At 63.2% G+C, this 14,835-nt stretch carries 15 protein-coding genes; 7 read left to right on the top strand and 8 right to left on the bottom strand.

Annotated elements, in window-relative coordinates:
- Nucleotides 1-125: 125 nt before the first annotated feature.
- The 5 genes from Q8O96_RS19535 to Q8O96_RS19555 all read right to left on the bottom strand — a co-directional run bounded on the left by Q8O96_RS19535 (nt 126) and on the right by Q8O96_RS19555 (nt 4,372).
- Nucleotides 126-1,337 carry a methyltransferase gene (locus Q8O96_RS19535; RefSeq protein ID WP_305949265.1) on the bottom strand — a complete coding sequence of 404 codons (1,212 nt, stop codon included), beginning with the start codon at nt 1,335-1,337 and terminating at the stop codon, nt 126-128.
- Nucleotides 1,338-1,385: 48 nt separating this feature from the next.
- Nucleotides 1,386-2,075 carry an ABC transporter permease gene (locus Q8O96_RS19540; RefSeq protein ID WP_305949266.1) on the bottom strand — a complete coding sequence of 230 codons (690 nt, stop codon included), beginning with the start codon at nt 2,073-2,075 and terminating at the stop codon, nt 1,386-1,388.
- Nucleotides 2,072-2,767: an ABC transporter permease gene (locus tag Q8O96_RS19545; protein WP_016963587.1), complete on the bottom strand. Its 696-nt coding sequence runs from the start codon at nt 2,765-2,767 to the stop codon at nt 2,072-2,074. The genes Q8O96_RS19540 and Q8O96_RS19545 overlap by 4 nt, the downstream gene beginning before the upstream one ends.
- A gap of 65 nt (nt 2,768-2,832) precedes the next feature.
- Nucleotides 2,833-3,585: an ABC transporter substrate-binding protein gene (locus tag Q8O96_RS19550; RefSeq protein ID WP_102862715.1), complete on the bottom strand. Its 753-nt coding sequence runs from the start codon at nt 3,583-3,585 to the stop codon at nt 2,833-2,835.
- A gap of 13 nt (nt 3,586-3,598) precedes the next feature.
- Nucleotides 3,599-4,372, bottom strand: coding sequence for an ABC transporter ATP-binding protein (locus tag Q8O96_RS19555; protein ID WP_102862716.1), 774 nt, complete (start codon nt 4,370-4,372; stop codon nt 3,599-3,601).
- Nucleotides 4,373-4,938: 566 nt separating this feature from the next.
- Here Q8O96_RS19555 and gabP point away from each other — a divergent pair.
- The 3 genes from gabP (at nt 4,939) to Q8O96_RS19570 (ending at nt 9,238) form a co-directional block, all read left to right on the top strand.
- Complete coding sequence (gene gabP, locus Q8O96_RS19560; protein ID WP_102862717.1) at nt 4,939-6,330, top strand: GABA permease; 1,392 nt, start codon at nt 4,939-4,941, stop codon at nt 6,328-6,330.
- Between the two features lie 188 nt (nt 6,331-6,518).
- Entirely contained in the window at nt 6,519-8,549 is a 2,031-nt protein-coding gene (locus Q8O96_RS19565) for a DKNYY domain-containing protein (protein WP_305949267.1), read from the top strand.
- Between the two features lie 368 nt (nt 8,550-8,917).
- The gene (locus Q8O96_RS19570; protein ID WP_102862719.1) at nt 8,918-9,238 is read left to right on the top strand and encodes a hypothetical protein; all 321 of its coding nucleotides are present in this window, start codon (nt 8,918-8,920) and stop codon (nt 9,236-9,238) included.
- A gap of 81 nt (nt 9,239-9,319) precedes the next feature.
- Here Q8O96_RS19570 and Q8O96_RS19575 read toward each other — a convergent pair whose 3' ends face one another.
- Nucleotides 9,320-9,730 (bottom strand): hypothetical protein, encoded by a 411-nt coding sequence (locus Q8O96_RS19575; RefSeq protein ID WP_102862720.1) that lies wholly within the window; start codon nt 9,728-9,730, stop codon nt 9,320-9,322.
- A 259-nt stretch (nt 9,731-9,989) separates the two neighbouring features.
- Between Q8O96_RS19575 and Q8O96_RS19580 the strand changes: the two genes are divergently transcribed.
- From Q8O96_RS19580 to gltS, 3 genes are read left to right on the top strand one after another with little or no spacing between them, the layout of a single operon-like run.
- Nucleotides 9,990-10,715, top strand: coding sequence for an IclR family transcriptional regulator (locus Q8O96_RS19580; RefSeq protein ID WP_102862721.1), 726 nt, complete (start codon nt 9,990-9,992; stop codon nt 10,713-10,715).
- 18 nt (nt 10,716-10,733) lie between these two features.
- Nucleotides 10,734-11,672 (top strand): formimidoylglutamase, encoded by a 939-nt coding sequence (gene hutG / locus Q8O96_RS19585; RefSeq protein ID WP_102862722.1) that lies wholly within the window; start codon nt 10,734-10,736, stop codon nt 11,670-11,672.
- Between the two features lie 52 nt (nt 11,673-11,724).
- Nucleotides 11,725-12,933: a sodium/glutamate symporter gene (gene gltS / locus Q8O96_RS19590; protein WP_305949268.1), complete on the top strand. Its 1,209-nt coding sequence runs from the start codon at nt 11,725-11,727 to the stop codon at nt 12,931-12,933.
- Here gltS and Q8O96_RS19595 read toward each other — a convergent pair whose 3' ends face one another.
- Together Q8O96_RS19595 and Q8O96_RS19600 are read right to left on the bottom strand one after the other, a co-directional pair.
- A complete protein-coding gene (locus Q8O96_RS19595; RefSeq protein WP_305949269.1) occupies nt 12,934-13,941 on the bottom strand; it encodes an alpha/beta fold hydrolase in 1,008 nt (335 codons plus the stop codon).
- Between the two features lie 48 nt (nt 13,942-13,989).
- Complete coding sequence (locus tag Q8O96_RS19600; RefSeq protein WP_102862724.1) at nt 13,990-14,319, bottom strand: hypothetical protein; 330 nt, start codon at nt 14,317-14,319, stop codon at nt 13,990-13,992.
- Between the two features lie 122 nt (nt 14,320-14,441).
- On the opposite strand from Q8O96_RS19600, the gene Q8O96_RS19605 reads away from it, so the two are divergent.
- Nucleotides 14,442-14,762 (top strand): isochorismate lyase, encoded by a 321-nt coding sequence (locus Q8O96_RS19605; protein ID WP_305949270.1) that lies wholly within the window; start codon nt 14,442-14,444, stop codon nt 14,760-14,762.
- The last annotated feature ends 73 nt before the right edge of the window (nt 14,763-14,835 follow it).

The following is a 14,835-nucleotide window of genomic DNA, read 5'->3' on the forward strand; positions in this document are numbered from 1 at the left end:
GGCCTGATCGGTGGCTTTCAATGGGTTGTGGGTTTCCCATGGGGTGTCCGATGTCCGTTTTACAAGGTCACTGGCCGCAGGGGGCCTGCACGACGAACTTCGGCTAGAGCCGGTGCAGCGGCAGGTTATGGACGTTCTGCCAGCAGTAGCAGATTGCGCGGGGTCAAGGGGGCCTGGCAGAAGGTTCCGAGACGCACGGCATAGCCCTGTTCTTGCAGGAACAGCGCACGGTCCAGCACCAGCCACAATTCCAGCGGGCGGCGGAACAGGCCCCGCAACAGTTCCAGGTTGCGCACCTGGGCCAGGCGTTGCCAGCCGGCGGCTTCGAGGGCGGCCCAATCCTGGCAATCGACTGTGGATAAGTCCTTGAGGGCGGCCAGGTCGCGGCAGTAGTCGGCGAAGGGTTTGTCCAGCCAGTGGCTGGGCAGCGAGGGTGTCGGCAGGTATTGGTCGAGCCCACGTACTTGCCGTTGCAGCAGGTCGAAGGCCAGGCGCCGGGCCATGGAGCAGTCGCGCTGGCGCCGGACCCGAGCGCCGGCGGTGACGGTTTCGCTCATGGGCAGGGCCAGGTCCTCCAGGGACAGTTCCAGGCGCGAGGCCTGGGCCGCTGTGGATAAGCCCCGGTAGTGGCTGGCGCGGGTGCGGTTGTAGCAGCACGGGGCAATGGCCAGCTGTGGACAACCCTGCTGGCTGGCCAGCTGGATCAAGCGCACATGCAGATCGCCGCACGCGTGCAGGGCCACCGGACTGTGCTCGGCGCAGAGCTGCTGGGGCGTGTCATCGGCCAGCACGTCCTGTTGCACATGACGCGCGGGCAAACCGTGGTGCCGGCTCAGTTGCTCGCCACTGTCGATCAGCGCCGGGTCGTATTCCAGGCAGGTCAGTTGCTGCCCGGGTTGCAGTAGACGCCTGCCGAGGTGGCCCTTGCCGGAGCACCAGTCAAGCCAGTGAGTCGGAGCGCGGTCGAATTGCAGGCAGGCGGCGAAGGCTTCGATCTGCTGCCATTTACGCCCGGGCACGTCGACATTGAGGCGCGGGTGAGGCGCGGGCAGTGCCTTTATGGGAAGTTCGCCCAGCGCGCCGAGTGCTTGGGCCTGCTCCGCCAGTTGGGCAAAGGGCGCCGGCGCCTGGAGCTGCTGCGGATGGTTGTGGGCCGCTTCGGCGTCTTCCAGGGAGCGTTGGCTTAGCCACTGGGCCAGTTCGGGATGAGTGGATTCCCACGGCAGTTGCAGATGGTGGAACGGGCGCGGGCGCCAGAGCGCCTGGTGTTCAAGCAGGAAGCCGTCCAGGGCCTGGAAGCGATCGAGCAGCGCGGGGCCTTGGAGGATCGAGGGCATGGGCGGTGGGTCCGGGCAGGCCCGCTCCCGGGCGGGAGCGGGGGAAGGTCAGCGTCCCTGGCAGGCGTCGACTCGCAGCCAGCGTTCCAGCAGCTTGAAGCCGCGTACCAGGACGTAGGCCATCACCAGGTAGAACAGCCCGGCGGCGAAGAAAATCTCCACCGGCAGGTAGGTGCGGGCAATGATGGTGCGTGCCATGCCGGTCAGTTCCAGCAGGGTTACGGTGCTGGCCAGGGCACTGGCCTTGAGCATCAGGATCACTTCGTTGCTGTAGGCCGGCAGGCCGATGCGCGCAGCGCGCGGCAGGATGATGTAGAGCAGCGTCTTGGGTCGGGACATGCCCAGGGCCCGCGCGGCCTCGATTTCACCCGGCGGGATGGCCTGGATCGCACCGCGCAGGATCTCGGCGATGTAGGCCGCAGTGTGCAGGGTCATGGTCACGGTGGCGCACCAGAACGGATCGCGCAGATAGGGCCACAGTGCGCTTTCACGCACCGCATCGAACTGCGCCAGCCCGTAGTACACCAGGAACAGCTGTACCAGCAGCGGTGTGCCGCGGAAGAAGAAAATGTAGGCGTAGGGCAGGGCGCGCACGTACCACAGCCGTGATGAGCGGGCGATGCCCAGGGGGATCGCCAGCAGCAGGCCGGCGATGACCGCGATGGCCACCAGCTCCAGGGTCAGGGTTGCACCCTGAGCCAGCTTTGGCAGCCATTTGATGATCACTTCCCAGTTCATTGGGCGCTCCTTGCGAAGCCGCGAGCGGCGCGTTTTTCCAGGAAGTGCATGCCGGTCATGGCCAGCACGGTCAGGCCCAGGTACATGAAGGCGGCGACCATATAGAAGGTGAACGGCTGCTTGGAAACGGTCACGGCAATCTGCGAGTGACGCATGATTTCTTCCAGGCCGATCACCGACACCAGGGCGGTGTCCTTCATCAGGATCATGAACAGGTTGCCCAGGCCCGGCAGGGCGATGCGCCACATCTGCGGCATGATCAGCCGGGTGAAGATCCGCCATTTCGACAGGCCCAGGGCCATGCCGGCTTCACGGTGGCCCTTGGGAATGGCCAGGATCGCGCCGCGGAACACTTCGGTGGCGTAGGCGCCGAAGCACAGGCCAAGGGCGATCACCCCGGCGGCGAAGGCATTGAGTTCAAGATCGGGGTTGCCGAAGAACTCGCCCAGGGCACGCATCAGGTTGACCGTACCGAAGTAGATGAGCAGGACCCAGAGCAGCTCGGGAACGCCGCGCACCAGGGTCGAATAAGCGCCGCCAAGCCATTGCAGCGGCTTGTACGGAGAAGTCTTGGCCAAGGCGCCGAGCAGACCGAGCACCAGCCCCAGGCACAATGCCGAGAGGGCCAGCTTGACGGTCATCAGCGCGCCGGCGGCGAGCGCCGGGCCGAATCCGTAGAGATCGATATTCATGGGGTCTGGATGGCTTTGCTAAGGACCGGCGCCCAGGGGGCAGGCGCCGGTCAGGCAAGTCAGTATCAATAGATGCTGAACGGGAAGTACTTGTCGTTGATCTTCTTGTAAGTGCCGTCGGCCACGATTTCCTTCAGGGCGGCGTTGAGTCTCTCGCGCAGTGGATCTTTCTTGCGCACGGCAATCCCGATCTTGTCGCTTTCTTCAACCGGGTCGCCCTTGAACTCGTAAGGCTTGCCGGCTTCGCTTTTCAGCCACTCGTAGTTGACGTACTTGTCGGCCAGGATCGCGTCCAGGCGGCCAGAGGTCAGGTCCAGGTAGGCGTTTTCCTGGGTGTCGTAGAGCTTGATGGTGATGTCGTCACCTAGGTTGTCTTCCAGCCAGGTGCCGGCCAGGGTCGCCCGTTGCGCGCCGATGATCTTGCCCTTGAGCGAGGCCTTGTCGGTCTTGAAGTCGGTTTTGTCTTTAGGGGCGATGAACTGCAGCTTGTTGGAGTAGTACGGGTCGGTGAAGTCCACCGCCTGCTTGCGCTCGTCGGTGATCGACAGCGAGGAGATCAGGAAGTCGAACTTCTTCGCGTTCAGGGCCGGAATGATGCCGTCCCAGTCGGAAGTGACCACGGTGCATTCGACCTTCATCTTGGCGCACAGGGCGTCGCCGATGTCCTTGTCGAAGCCGACCACCTGGCCGCTGGCATCCTTGTTGTTGAACGGTGGGTAGGCGGCCTCGATGCCCATTTTCAGGGTTTCGGCGGCAGCGCTGGCGCTGAAAGCCAGAGTGACGGCAGCGGCCAGGAGGATCTTCTTATAGCTCTGCATGCGTGTAGCTCCGTTAGCGGTTGCTGGACATGAATTGTTTGCAGCGTGCCGAAAGCGGGTTCTCGAAGACCTGCTGTGGCGATCCCTGCTCTTCGATCAGGCCCTGGTGAAGGAATACCACTTCACTGGAGACCTGGCGGGCAAAGCTCATTTCATGGGTGACCAGCAGCATGGTACGGCCTTCGTCGGCCAGGGCGCGGATCACGTTGAGGACTTCCTGGACCATTTCCGGGTCCAGGGCCGAGGTCGGCTCGTCGAACAGGATGACTTTGGGTTGCATCGCCAGAGTGCGGGCGATGGCGGCGCGTTGCTGCTGGCCGCCAGACAGCTGGGCCGGGTAGGCGTGGCGCTTGTCGGCGATACCGACCTTGGCCAGCAGCGCTTCGGCCACTTCGATGGCCTCGGCCTTGCTCTGGCCCAGCACCCGGCGCGGTGCCTCGATGATGTTGTCGAGCACGCTCATGTGTGGCCAGAGATTGAAATTCTGGAAGACGAACCCGATTTCGCTGCGCAGGCGGTTGATCTGCTTGCCGTCGGCGGCCACCAGCTCGCCGTTTTTCGCGGCCTTGAGCTTGAGCTCTTCGCCGGCCACCAGGATCTGGCCCTGGTGCGGGTTTTCCAGCAGGTTGATGCAACGCAGGAAAGTGGACTTGCCGGAGCCGGAGGAACCCAGGATCGATATCACGTCACCGTCGCGTGCGGTCAGCGAGATACCTTTGAGTACCTCCTGAGTGCCGTAGCGTTTGTGCAAGTTGCGGATTTCAAGCGCGGGCGTGGCCTCAGCCATGTGCGGTCCTCATAGAGTTCATTGTGCTCCTGCTGTTGGCGGCCTTCCTGGCGAGGCGCCAAGCTAGCATAGGGTTCCAAGCGCAGCCAACAGCGCTACCGGAGGTAAACAGAGGGTATGTGGCAGGTTGTCGCATCAGCACAGAAGACTGTCGCCCCATCAACAACCGAACGCCCGTTTGAACCCTGAATTCGCCTGAAATCCGGTAGGTGTCGCGTAAAAAAAGGCGCGATGGTGCCAGCTTTGGCCGGGTGTTGGAAGGGTTAACGGGCCAAAGGTCATGGATCTGCTTCCTAATTGTGCATCACGCACTTTGGGGGTGTGTTTCTGGTGCGCTGTTTCGTCCTACAAAGTGAGTCGCCCGGTAACGAAGTGGCGAAATACCATTATTCTCAATGACTTGGGATTTCCATCGGTCGGCTCGCCAACCCCCTGTTGTCCGGGACTCTGTAACATTTTGGCGCAATTCTTGCGTACGAAATAAAGAACGCCCTGTTGAATTCTTTTTACGAGAACGAATGCAGACCGGGTGGAGTGACTCTTTTTTCGTTGCAAAGGTGCTTTTCATGAGCGGTACGCAACTCTCCAATGACCTCGAACAGGGGCTCAAACCACGGCATGTGACCATGCTGTCGATCGCCGGCGTTATCGGCGCGGGTCTCTTCGTCGGCTCCGGCCACGCCATCGCCGAGGCCGGTCCGGCCGTGCTGCTGGCTTACGCCGCCGCCGGCACCCTGGTGGTGCTGGTGATGCGCATGCTGGCGGAAATGGCCGTCGCCTCGCCGGACACCGGGTCGTTCTCGACCTACGCCGATCGGGCCATTGGCCACTGGGCCGGTTTCACCATCGGTTGGCTGTACTGGTGGTTCTGGGTGCTGGTGATCCCGCTGGAAGCCAACGCCGCTGCAACCATCCTGCATGCCTGGTTCCCCAACGTGGCGATCTGGGTCTTCACCCTGGTGATCACCCTGCTGCTGACCGCTACCAACCTGTTCAGCGTGAAGAACTACGGCGAGTTCGAGTTCTGGTTCGCCTTGATCAAGGTGGTGGCCATCATCGGCTTCGTGATCCTCGGCCTCGCCGCCATCTGTGGCTTGCTGCCCAGCAGCCAGGTCAGCGGCGTCTCGCACCTGGTGGACACCCAAGGCTTCATGCCCAACGGCATGGGCGCGGTGTTGGCCGCCATGCTGACCACCATGTTCTCCTTCATGGGGACCGAGATCGTCACCATCGCTGCGGCGGAATCCCACAACCCGGGCAAACAGATTTCCAAGGCCACCAATTCGGTGATCTGGCGGATCGGTCTGTTCTACCTGGTGTCGATCTTCATCGTCGTGGCCCTGGTGCCGTGGAACGACCCAAGCCTGGCCCAGGTCGGTTCCTACCAGACCGTGCTCGATCGCATGGGCATTCCCAACGCCAAGCTGATCGTCGATCTGGTGGTGCTGGTGGCCGTGACCAGTTGCCTGAACTCGGCGCTCTACACCGCCTCGCGCATGCTCTTCTCCCTGGGCAAGCGGGGCGATGCTCCGGCTGTGGCCAAGCGCACTAATGCCAGCGGCACGCCATATTGGGCGGTGATCCTGTCCACCGCTGCGGCCTTCCTTGCGGTGTTCGCCAACTATGTAGCGCCGGCTGCGGTGTTCGAGTTCCTCCTGGCCAGTTCCGGCGCCATTGCCTTGCTGGTCTACCTGGTGATTGCCGTATCGCAACTGCGCATGCGCCAGAAACGCATGGCCGTCGGCGAGAAGATCGCCTTCCGCATGTGGCTGTTCCCAGGCCTGACCTACGCGGTGATCGTGTTCATCGTCGCGATCCTGGGCATCATGCTGTTCCAGGAAGAGCATCGGGTGGAGATCCTCGCCACTGGCCTGCTCAGTGTCATCGTCATCGCTGCGGGCCTGTTGGTGGCCCGTCGGCGCAAGGCCGAGCGCAGCGGGGCTCTGGCGCTGAACTGACGGTTTGATTCACTGCTTGTGGAAAAAGGCTGCGCTCAGAGATGACCGCGGCCTTTTTCATGTCCGAATGCGAGGTGGCATGTCTGTTTGTGGCGGGCTGATGCTCAGTCGCGGTCTGGCGTCGGGGCGCTTTACGCTCGCAGGTCGCCTGCTGATAATCCACCGCTCGGTCAGCTTGGGATGCAGCGATGAAGGGCTTGGACATGGATTTTGCCGAGTGGGAAAAGCTCGACCTTGAATGGCATCAGGGGTTTGCCTTTATGGAGGGGGCGCTGTTGGTGGAGGAGCGGGCCCGGGACGTGTACCTCATGCTGCAGCGTGAGGGGCGGACGCCGGCTGAGCAGGCTTCTCAGGCCGCGGCCGAGCAATACCCGGTTTCCCCCCTGGTAGAGGGCGAACCGCTCTGGCGCCATCGTGTTCATCGGCACCTGCTGCGTGATGCCCGGGCCGATTACTTTGCCTTGCCCCGTTACTTCGAACGTTACGGCTACCACCCGTTGCAGGCGTTGCCGATGCGCGTGTGTCGCGGGTTGCGAAGCCTTGGCCATGACCATTGGAGCGATCACCAGCGGGCCTACTTCTGTCACGACTATGGGCTGGCGCTGATCGAGGACGCACACCCAGAGCGTCTGGCGCTGCTGGACCCGGTGCCGGAGGACTGGCCTTCATCTGCGGTGCTGTTCAGTGACGGCGCCAAGGTCTTCCTGGGCGCACGGGTGATCGCCAGCGCCGAGGACCGGGTGCGTGGCACCAACCATCCGGCTTATCAGGTGATCAATGATCAGGTCTGCCGGGGCGGCGTGCCGCTGCACCAGAAGGACGGTTCGCCGTTGCCGATTGCCAATCCGGACGGTTTTCACATGCTGGCCCGGCGCTGGGGCACCGATGGGCATTCGGTGATCGTCCAGGCGCAGCAGGGCTCCGGTATTGCCTACGAGTATTTCTACCGCATCGACAAGGCCGATCTGGCGACGTTCTGTGTGCTCAATGAGCGCTACGCCAAGGACGCCCAACGGGCCTACTTCCTGACCGGGAAGACCCTGCGTTATGTCGGCGACTTTCGCTTGCTGAACCGCGTTGAGTCGGTGTTCGATGCTGCGGGACGAGTCTTGAGTCGCAGTGAAACGCCGGACCCGTACGTGGCTGTGGACGACCAGTTTGTCTACTGCAATGGCACCCGCTTGCGCGGGGCCCATGCTCCGAGTTTTCGCCACCTGGGGTTTCATTACTACGCCGACGAGCAGCGCGCCTATCTGTTCAACAAGCCGCTGGACGTGGATGTGCAGAGTTTTGTGGTGGCCCGGCTGGAGCGCGGTGAGTACAACCATTCACCGGTGCTGGTGGGCGACAAGCACGGCCCTCTCGGTTCGGCTGGGGTGATTGATGACGGGATGCTGCAGGAGTGGGCCGCGTTCTTCGAGGCCCACCCGCAGCTGCAGGGCTACTGGTGGCACCGTTTGCAAAAGCCCTGTGAGCCAGCGTCGACAACGCCCGCCCTGCGCTCCATCGGCTTGGGGTTTGAGCTGGGGCACCAGGTGCACTTTCATGGTCGCGCTATCAATGGTCTGGATGCCGGCAGTTTCAAGCTGCTGGACACGCACCTGTGCGGTGATGCCAACGGCTTGTACCTGATCCCCTTTCATCGTGCCGAGACCCAGGTGCCGGAGCGATTTTCTTCAGCCTCCGTCGATCAGTACCGTGCCCTGGGTGGGCCCTATCTGACCGATGGCCAGACGGTTTTTTGCCACAGGGTCTTTTATCAGGCGCCTGAGCCGCTGGGTAAGGCGGATCTGGCCAGCTTCGAGTCTTGTGGGCATGGCTGGGCCAGGGATAAGGGCGCGGTGTACTACTACAGCGAAAGAAAAAGGAACCTCGACCCGGCCCACACGCGCTTCATGGGCAGCTACGCCTTCAGCGCGACGCAGATGTTTTCTGCCGGCAAGGCGCTGGAGGTGGAGTTCAGCCCGGAAGAAGTGAGGGTTCCCCATCCGGATTTCTTGCAGCTGGGCACGCGCAAGCTGTTCTGTGGCCGGCGCCCGGTGAGTGCCAAGCGCATCGACCTGGCCAGCCTGGAGTTTCTTGCGGACCGCTATGCACGGGACAAACAGCGTTTTTACCATTACGACGGTTACACCACGCTCAGCGAAATCAGTGCCGAGCAGTTCCACCAGGCGATGACGAAGGATTCGGCAGAGGCTGCTGAAAAGTTGGCGTTCTGAGTGACAAAAAGGCTGCTGTCAGCATTGACCGCGGCCTTTTTTATTGGATTTTTCACTTGTTACATGGCGTTTCATGGACAGCATGCAGGCGAAATAGTAGCCTGCGCGCTCTTCGATAAGAGCTCTTGCGTGCCAGCGTGAGAGGAGCTAGGGAATAGCGCTGTATTGCAAGGGACTGAATGCTTGTCGGGGTACTGAATCCTCCTACCGCCTCTCTCCCTTGATCCGTGCGCACTAGCCCTGGTTCCTGATTGTCAGCGCCTGCCTGTGGCATGCCCGACAGTCCCGGTTCGAAGAACGAGCATTCAGGGTTCAATGGTGATCGCCCGACCATTGGTCTCTCAAACAAGGGCGGCAAGGAGACGCGCATGGCGTTCACTAAAATCATCTTCAAAAACCCGAACACCGGAGCCATCAAGGAAGCGCCAGTTGGTTTCTCCTGGACCGTGTTCTTCTTCGGCTTCATCCCGGCACTGTTCCGCGCCGACTGGAAATGGGCCGCCATCATGTTCCTGCTGGCCATGTTCACTTTCGGCCTGAGCAACCTGGTGTTCATGTTCATGTACAACAAGCTGTATGTTCGCGACCTGATCGGCTCGGGCTTCAAGGCCCAGTCCATCGCCAGCGGCGACCTGAACTTCGCCAGCTCGCGCATCGGCATGGAAATCCCTCGGCTGGAAGCGGCCTGAGCATCACGCCAGGCTGTTTAGCTGAAACGGAAAAGGGCGCATTCATTGCTGAATGCGCCCTTTTTCATGCCCGGAAGAAACTCAGCCCTCGGCGCTGAACAGTGCCTGGGATGCGGCCAGGTAGTCGGCCTGGAAGGCCTCGGACTCGATCCAGGCCAGGGCCGTGGCCTCGTCGGCCTCGGTGGACCAGTTACGGTATTCGATCAGTGCCGCCAGGATGAAATCCGTGGCGCCCTGTTCGCCCTCCTGCTCGTAGACCAGCTCCAGCAGCGGGTCCGCGAGGAACACCGTGCACAGCGCTTGCTGGCTGGTTTTCTCAGCGTCACGCATTTTCACGAACAGCTCGGTCAGGTCTACCGATTCGAAGTCGATGCGGCTGTCGTTGGGGTCCAGTTCCAGCTCCGAGGTGGGGGCTGTGCGCTTGGCGCGGTTTTGCTTGGCCTTGGCCTTTGCCCGGGCGGCACGTTTGTGTTGTTTGTCGATCGATGCCATGGGCGTCTTACCTTGTTGCACAAAGGGGTGGCGCTCGCAGATACCAGGCGAGCGGCCAGTCAGGCGGGAGAGGATGCCAGCAAATCACCGCGCTGGCACCCGCCATGGTCTCTTGGCGGGCACCGTCGATCCTGTATGAGCCGCGGGCTATTGCAGCGGTGTGCTTTTGCCGAAGGTTTTTTGCAGTCTTTTCCCACTGCTTGGGAATCTGATTTCATTTGCCGGGAAAGTCCATGCACCATGGCTGCAAGAGGCCGCTATGCACTACCACACGCCCACTGACCGTCTGCTGCAAATACTCGTGGCCCTGGGGCAATCCCCGGAGGCCATGTCCGCCAAGGAGCTTTCGCTGAACTTGCAGCAGCCCTTGAGCAGTACCTATCGCCATCTCAAGACCCTGTTGCGCTGGGGGCTGGCCCAGGACAATGGCCAGGGCCGCTACCTGCCCGGGCCCACTTGCCTGCAACTGGCGAAGAAGTTCGACCGCGAAGGCCTGCTGGTGACCCTGGCCAAACCGGAGCTCAACCGCCTGGCCGAGCTCAGCCAGGAAAGCGTCGCGCTGATGGTACCCAGCAACGGGCAGGCGATCTGTATTGAACTGGTGGACAGCCCGCAGCCCCTGCGCTGCTGCTACCAGAAGGGCCTGGCGCAGCCGCTGCTGCTGGGCGCCTCGGCCAAGGTGTTGCTGGCCTACATGGAGCCTGAGCTGTGCTTGTCGATCCTGCGCCAGCGGGGCGTCGAGGAAGCGGATGTCGCCGCGTACCTGGAAAGCTACGCGGCGATTCGTGCAGCCGGGCATGCCGTGAGCCTGAGCGAGATCGACCACGGCATCTGGGGTGTCAGCGCGCCCTTGCTCGATAGCCGTGACCGCCTGCAAGGCGCCATCAGCCTCATGGCCCCGGCGTTCCGCGCCGAACAGCGCAGTGAGCGGCTGATCCGCTGGACCCGCGAAGCCGCTCAGCGCCTGAGTGCCCGACTGGATTGAATTGACTGGAGCAAGACCATGATCACTACCGCCCCCATGCACCTCTGGCAGGGTCGTATCGACCTGGCCGAAGGCCTGGCCGCCCGGCGCTGGCACCAGTGGGTACAACCCTGGAGTGAACAGCAGCCGGCGGGTGTTGCCTTGCTCGGGCTGGCCTGTGACGAAGGGGTCAAGCGCAACCAGGGGCGTACCGGTGCCAGCCAGGGGCCGGCGGCCTTGCGCGCGGCCCTGGCCAACCTGGCCTGGCACGGCCGAGGCCCGCTGTATGACGCCGGGGACGTGGCCTGTAACGGCCACGCTCTGGAAAGCGCCCAGCAGCTCTACGCCAATCGCCTCGGCCAGTTGCTCGAACAGGGGCACTTGGCCCTGGGCCTGGGTGGTGGTCATGAAATCGCCTTTGCCAGCTTCAGTGGCCTGGCCGATTACCTGCGCCGCCAACAGCCCTGTCCGCGGATTGGCATTCTCAATTTCGACGCTCACTTCGACCTGCGTCAGGCACCGCAAAGCAGTTCCGGCACGCCGTTCCGGCAGATCGCCGAGTATTGCCGACAGGCCGGCATGCCCTTCGAGTATTGCTGCCTGGGGGTCAGCGAGTTGAGCAATACCCAGGCGCTGTTCGAGCAGGCCCGGGAGCTCAATGTGCGCTACCTGCTGGACCGGCAGATGCAGGGCTGGAACCTGCCGGCCATCGAGGCCTGCCTCGACGCTTTTCTCGACGGTATCGACGTGCTGTACATGACCATTTGCCTGGATGTGCTGCCAGCCAGCCAGGCTCCCGGCGTCAGTGCACCCTCGGCCCACGGAGTGGACGTGCAAGTGGTCGAGCACCTGGTACGCCGCGCTCGGGCCAGTGGCAAATTGCGCGTAGCCGACATTGCCGAACTCAATCCCGGGCTCGACCAGGACCAGCGCACCGCCCGCGTGGCCGCGCGCCTATTGGCCAGCCTGATTCACTGAGGGGCACGCCCCTCGCCGCGCAACACCACAATGACAAGAAGAGATGTTTGCCATGCCGACTTTTGAATTGGACGCGCTGACCACCCTGGCGCTGGCCCTGATCCTGCTGGGGGTGGGAGCCCAGATGAAGAAACGCAGCCGCTGGCTGACCCAGCTCTGTGTCCCGGCGCCGGTGATCGGCGGTTTCGGCTTTGCCCTGATCGTCTGGCTGCTGCGCGACCAGCAACTGCTGGCGATCAAGCTCGACACCGCGGTCCAGACGCCCCTGATGGTGGCGTTCTTCACCACCGTGGGCCTGGGGGGCAGCCTCGGACTGCTGCGTCGTGGCGGCAAGATCCTGTTCGTCTACCTGGGGGCTTGCTGGTCCCTGGCGCTGCTGCAGAACCTGGTGGGTGTCGGTGCGGCCAAGGCGCTGGGCATCGATCCGCTGCTGGGCATCATGGCCGGTGCGGTGTCCCTGGAGGGCGGCTTTGGCGCCGCGGCGGCCTTTGGTCCCATCGCGGAAAACCTCGGGGCGGTGGGCGCCACCACGGCGGCCCTGGCTTCGGCCACCTTCGGCATGGTTGCCGGTGGCCTGCTGGGCAGCCCGCTGGCGCGCTGGCTGATCGAGCGCAACCGCTTGCAGATCCAGGCCGATCAGGTCAGCACTTTGCAGCACCTGGAAAGCGTCGCCCAGGGCTCGGTGGCGCCTCTGGATGCGCCGACCTTGCTGCGTCTGCTGACCTGCGTCCTGCTGATCATGGTGCTGGGCTTCTGGATCGGCAGCGCATTGAACGAACACCTGGGCATTGTGCTGCCGAGCTACGTGGGGGCGATGTTCGTGGCGATCATCCTGCGTAACCTCAATGACCGGGCGCGAATCCTCGACATCCCCGACAGCGCAGTGAGCACCCTGGGCGACGTATGCCTGGGGGTGTTCCTGACCATGGCCATGATGAGCCTGAAGTTCTGGGAGCTGGAACAGCTCGGCCTGCCGCTGCTGGTGATCCTGGTGGTGCAGGTGCTGGTGATGGTGCTGCTGTGTGTGTTCCTGCTGTTCCGCCTGTTTGGCGGCAACTATGACGCGGCGGTGCTGTGTGCCGGCTTCATGGGGCACGGCCTGGGGGCGACGCCCAATGCGGTGGCCAACATGGGCGCGATCTGTGATCACTACAAGGTCTTTTCCTACAAGGCCTTCATCATCGTGCCGCTGTGCGGTGCGGTATTGATCGACATTGTGGCGATCCCGCTGATCACCTGGTTCATCAACGCCTTTGCCTGATCAGCGCTCCAGCATCAGCTGTTGCCCGGGGCTGCTCGGGGCCAGGCTGGCGTGCTGCAGCCAGTGCAGCAGCAGCGGCCAGAGCCGGCTTTCGAAGCGGCTGTGGAAGAAGGCGAAATGGCCGATCTCGGCCTCGCCGATGTCCTCGGGGTGAAGGCGCAGATGTGTACGTGGGCTGTTGCTGAAGTAGCCCAGTAGCCGCTCGATGGCCGTCACGGTGCCAAAGGGGTCGTCGCTGACACTGATGGCGAGGATCGCTGCGCTGACCTGGGCGAAGGGCTGCCCACTACGCTTTGCGGCCAGCCTGCGGCCGCTGGGGCGGCCTTCGTAGCGTGGGTGCGGGGTGGCCCAGTCGCGGACCACCCCGGCAGGTGTGTCCTCCATCCAGCCCAGGCGCTTGCCGGGGAAGTAGCCGTAGAGGCCCGTCAGCAGGGGCATCAACACATGCCATTTGCCCAGCATGCGCCAGCGCAGCCGGGGCTCGTAGTCACGCCAGTAGGCGAATTGCGCGCCCATGGTGGCCACGCGACGGATCACCCCGGCGGAGGCGGCCAGGCCCACGGCGCAGCCGCCGAAGCTATGACCCACCACATCGATCGGCTGTCCGGGAAACTCGCGCTGGGCCCGTTGCAGCATGGCTTCGAAATCCAGTGCGCCCCAATCCGACCAGGACGCCTTGAACCCCTTGAGCGAGCCCCGACGCGACTCGCCGATGCCGCGATAGTCATAGGTCATCACGTCGAAGCCGTTGGCGAACAGGTAGCCGGCGAAACGAAAATAGTAGCGGCAGCGCACCGAGGTCGCGGCGTTGATGATCACCACCGGGCGTGTTGGATCGGCTGATGGGTGGCGCCAAGTGAAGCCGCCGAGGAGAACGCCATCCGCCGCCGGTTCGCTGAAGGTTGCGCTGGGGCCTGGATCTGCACCTGCACCTGCACCTGCACCTGAATCTGGACCGGCAGCGGCGGGGCGGGTGGCAGGCAGTTCGGGGGAGGACAGCAGGGACATGGGCGGTTGTTCCTGGGCGGCTGCACTATGCCGGAGCGGCATCCGGCATCAGCGATGTTTTTTTTGTGCGCCCATTAATACCCGGCCGATCCACAGCGTGGCAACGGCCAGTGCGCCCAGCAACAGGGTGCTGGTGCATTGCCAGAGCAGCTCGATATAGAACTGGGTCGGTTGTTGTGCCTGGCTGTAGACGAGCTTGGGGCCGGCGCGGTTGCGGGTGGCGATCAGGCCGTCCTGCAGCGCGCTTACCAGGGTCCAGCCCAGCAGTGCGGTGAGTGCCAGCAGCACGCCACCGATCAGCAGGAATACCCAGGCCCCCCTGCCGGTTTTGCCGGGCTTGGGGTGGGGCAGGCGGACTCGGGTTCTCTTCTGGTTCACGCGAGCAGTTCCTTGGCAGTCGAATGGGCGCGAGCCCGCAACTTTACTCCGATGCGCCGCCATGGGAATAATCCGGGCCCGGCCGAAGCCGGGTATCCCTGGACGTCGATGGAGCCTTGAGCATGGAAGTAAAGCAACAGATGAGCCCGGAACAATGCCAGGGCATGGAAGATATCCGCCGGGAAATCGACACCCTGGATCGGGCGGTAATCGCACTGCTGGGTGCGCGTTTCAAGTACGTGCTGGCGGCGTCGAAGTTCAAGACCTCGGCGGCCACGGTGCGGGCCGAGGAGCGCTTCAAGGCGATGCTCGCCACCCGCCGCGAATGGGCCGAGGCCGAAGGCCTGAGCGCGGATGCCATCGAGAAGCTGTACAGCGATCTGGTGCAGCACTTTATCGATGAGGAGATGAAGCATTGGCAGGCGGCGCAGGCGCTTGCTTGAGCTTGTATGCTGGCGTTCGGCGCTGATCGGATTCTGCGGCAGAGGGCAGGCCCTCTGCGTCGATCGGCGCCGG

It is taken from the genome of Pseudomonas sp. LPH60, from assembly GCF_030718165.1.
In the GTDB taxonomy this organism is placed as follows: Bacteria; Pseudomonadota; Gammaproteobacteria; order Pseudomonadales; family Pseudomonadaceae; genus Aquipseudomonas; species Aquipseudomonas danubii.

What these genes read in the sequence shown, in the direction of transcription:
- Q8O96_RS19535 (WP_305949265.1), bottom strand. Translation starts at nt 1,337, where the DNA reads ATGCCCTCGATCCTCCAAGGCCCCGCGCTGCTCGATCGCTTCCAGGCC.
- Q8O96_RS19540 (WP_305949266.1), bottom strand. Translation starts at nt 2,075, where the DNA reads ATGAACTGGGAAGTGATCATCAAATGGCTGCCAAAGCTGGCTCAGGGT.
- Q8O96_RS19545 (WP_016963587.1), bottom strand. Translation starts at nt 2,767, where the DNA reads ATGAATATCGATCTCTACGGATTCGGCCCGGCGCTCGCCGCCGGCGCG.
- Q8O96_RS19550 (WP_102862715.1), bottom strand. Translation starts at nt 3,585, where the DNA reads ATGCAGAGCTATAAGAAGATCCTCCTGGCCGCTGCCGTCACTCTGGCT.
- Q8O96_RS19555 (WP_102862716.1), bottom strand. Translation starts at nt 4,372, where the DNA reads ATGGCTGAGGCCACGCCCGCGCTTGAAATCCGCAACTTGCACAAACGC.
- gabP (WP_102862717.1), top strand. Translation starts at nt 4,939, where the DNA reads ATGAGCGGTACGCAACTCTCCAATGACCTCGAACAGGGGCTCAAACCA.
- Q8O96_RS19565 (WP_305949267.1), top strand. Translation starts at nt 6,519, where the DNA reads ATGAAGGGCTTGGACATGGATTTTGCCGAGTGGGAAAAGCTCGACCTT.
- Q8O96_RS19570 (WP_102862719.1), top strand. Translation starts at nt 8,918, where the DNA reads ATGGCGTTCACTAAAATCATCTTCAAAAACCCGAACACCGGAGCCATC.
- Q8O96_RS19575 (WP_102862720.1), bottom strand. Translation starts at nt 9,730, where the DNA reads ATGGCATCGATCGACAAACAACACAAACGTGCCGCCCGGGCAAAGGCC.
- Q8O96_RS19580 (WP_102862721.1), top strand. Translation starts at nt 9,990, where the DNA reads ATGCACTACCACACGCCCACTGACCGTCTGCTGCAAATACTCGTGGCC.
- hutG (WP_102862722.1), top strand. Translation starts at nt 10,734, where the DNA reads ATGATCACTACCGCCCCCATGCACCTCTGGCAGGGTCGTATCGACCTG.
- gltS (WP_305949268.1), top strand. Translation starts at nt 11,725, where the DNA reads ATGCCGACTTTTGAATTGGACGCGCTGACCACCCTGGCGCTGGCCCTG.
- Q8O96_RS19595 (WP_305949269.1), bottom strand. Translation starts at nt 13,941, where the DNA reads ATGTCCCTGCTGTCCTCCCCCGAACTGCCTGCCACCCGCCCCGCCGCT.
- Q8O96_RS19605 (WP_305949270.1), top strand. Translation starts at nt 14,442, where the DNA reads ATGGAAGTAAAGCAACAGATGAGCCCGGAACAATGCCAGGGCATGGAA.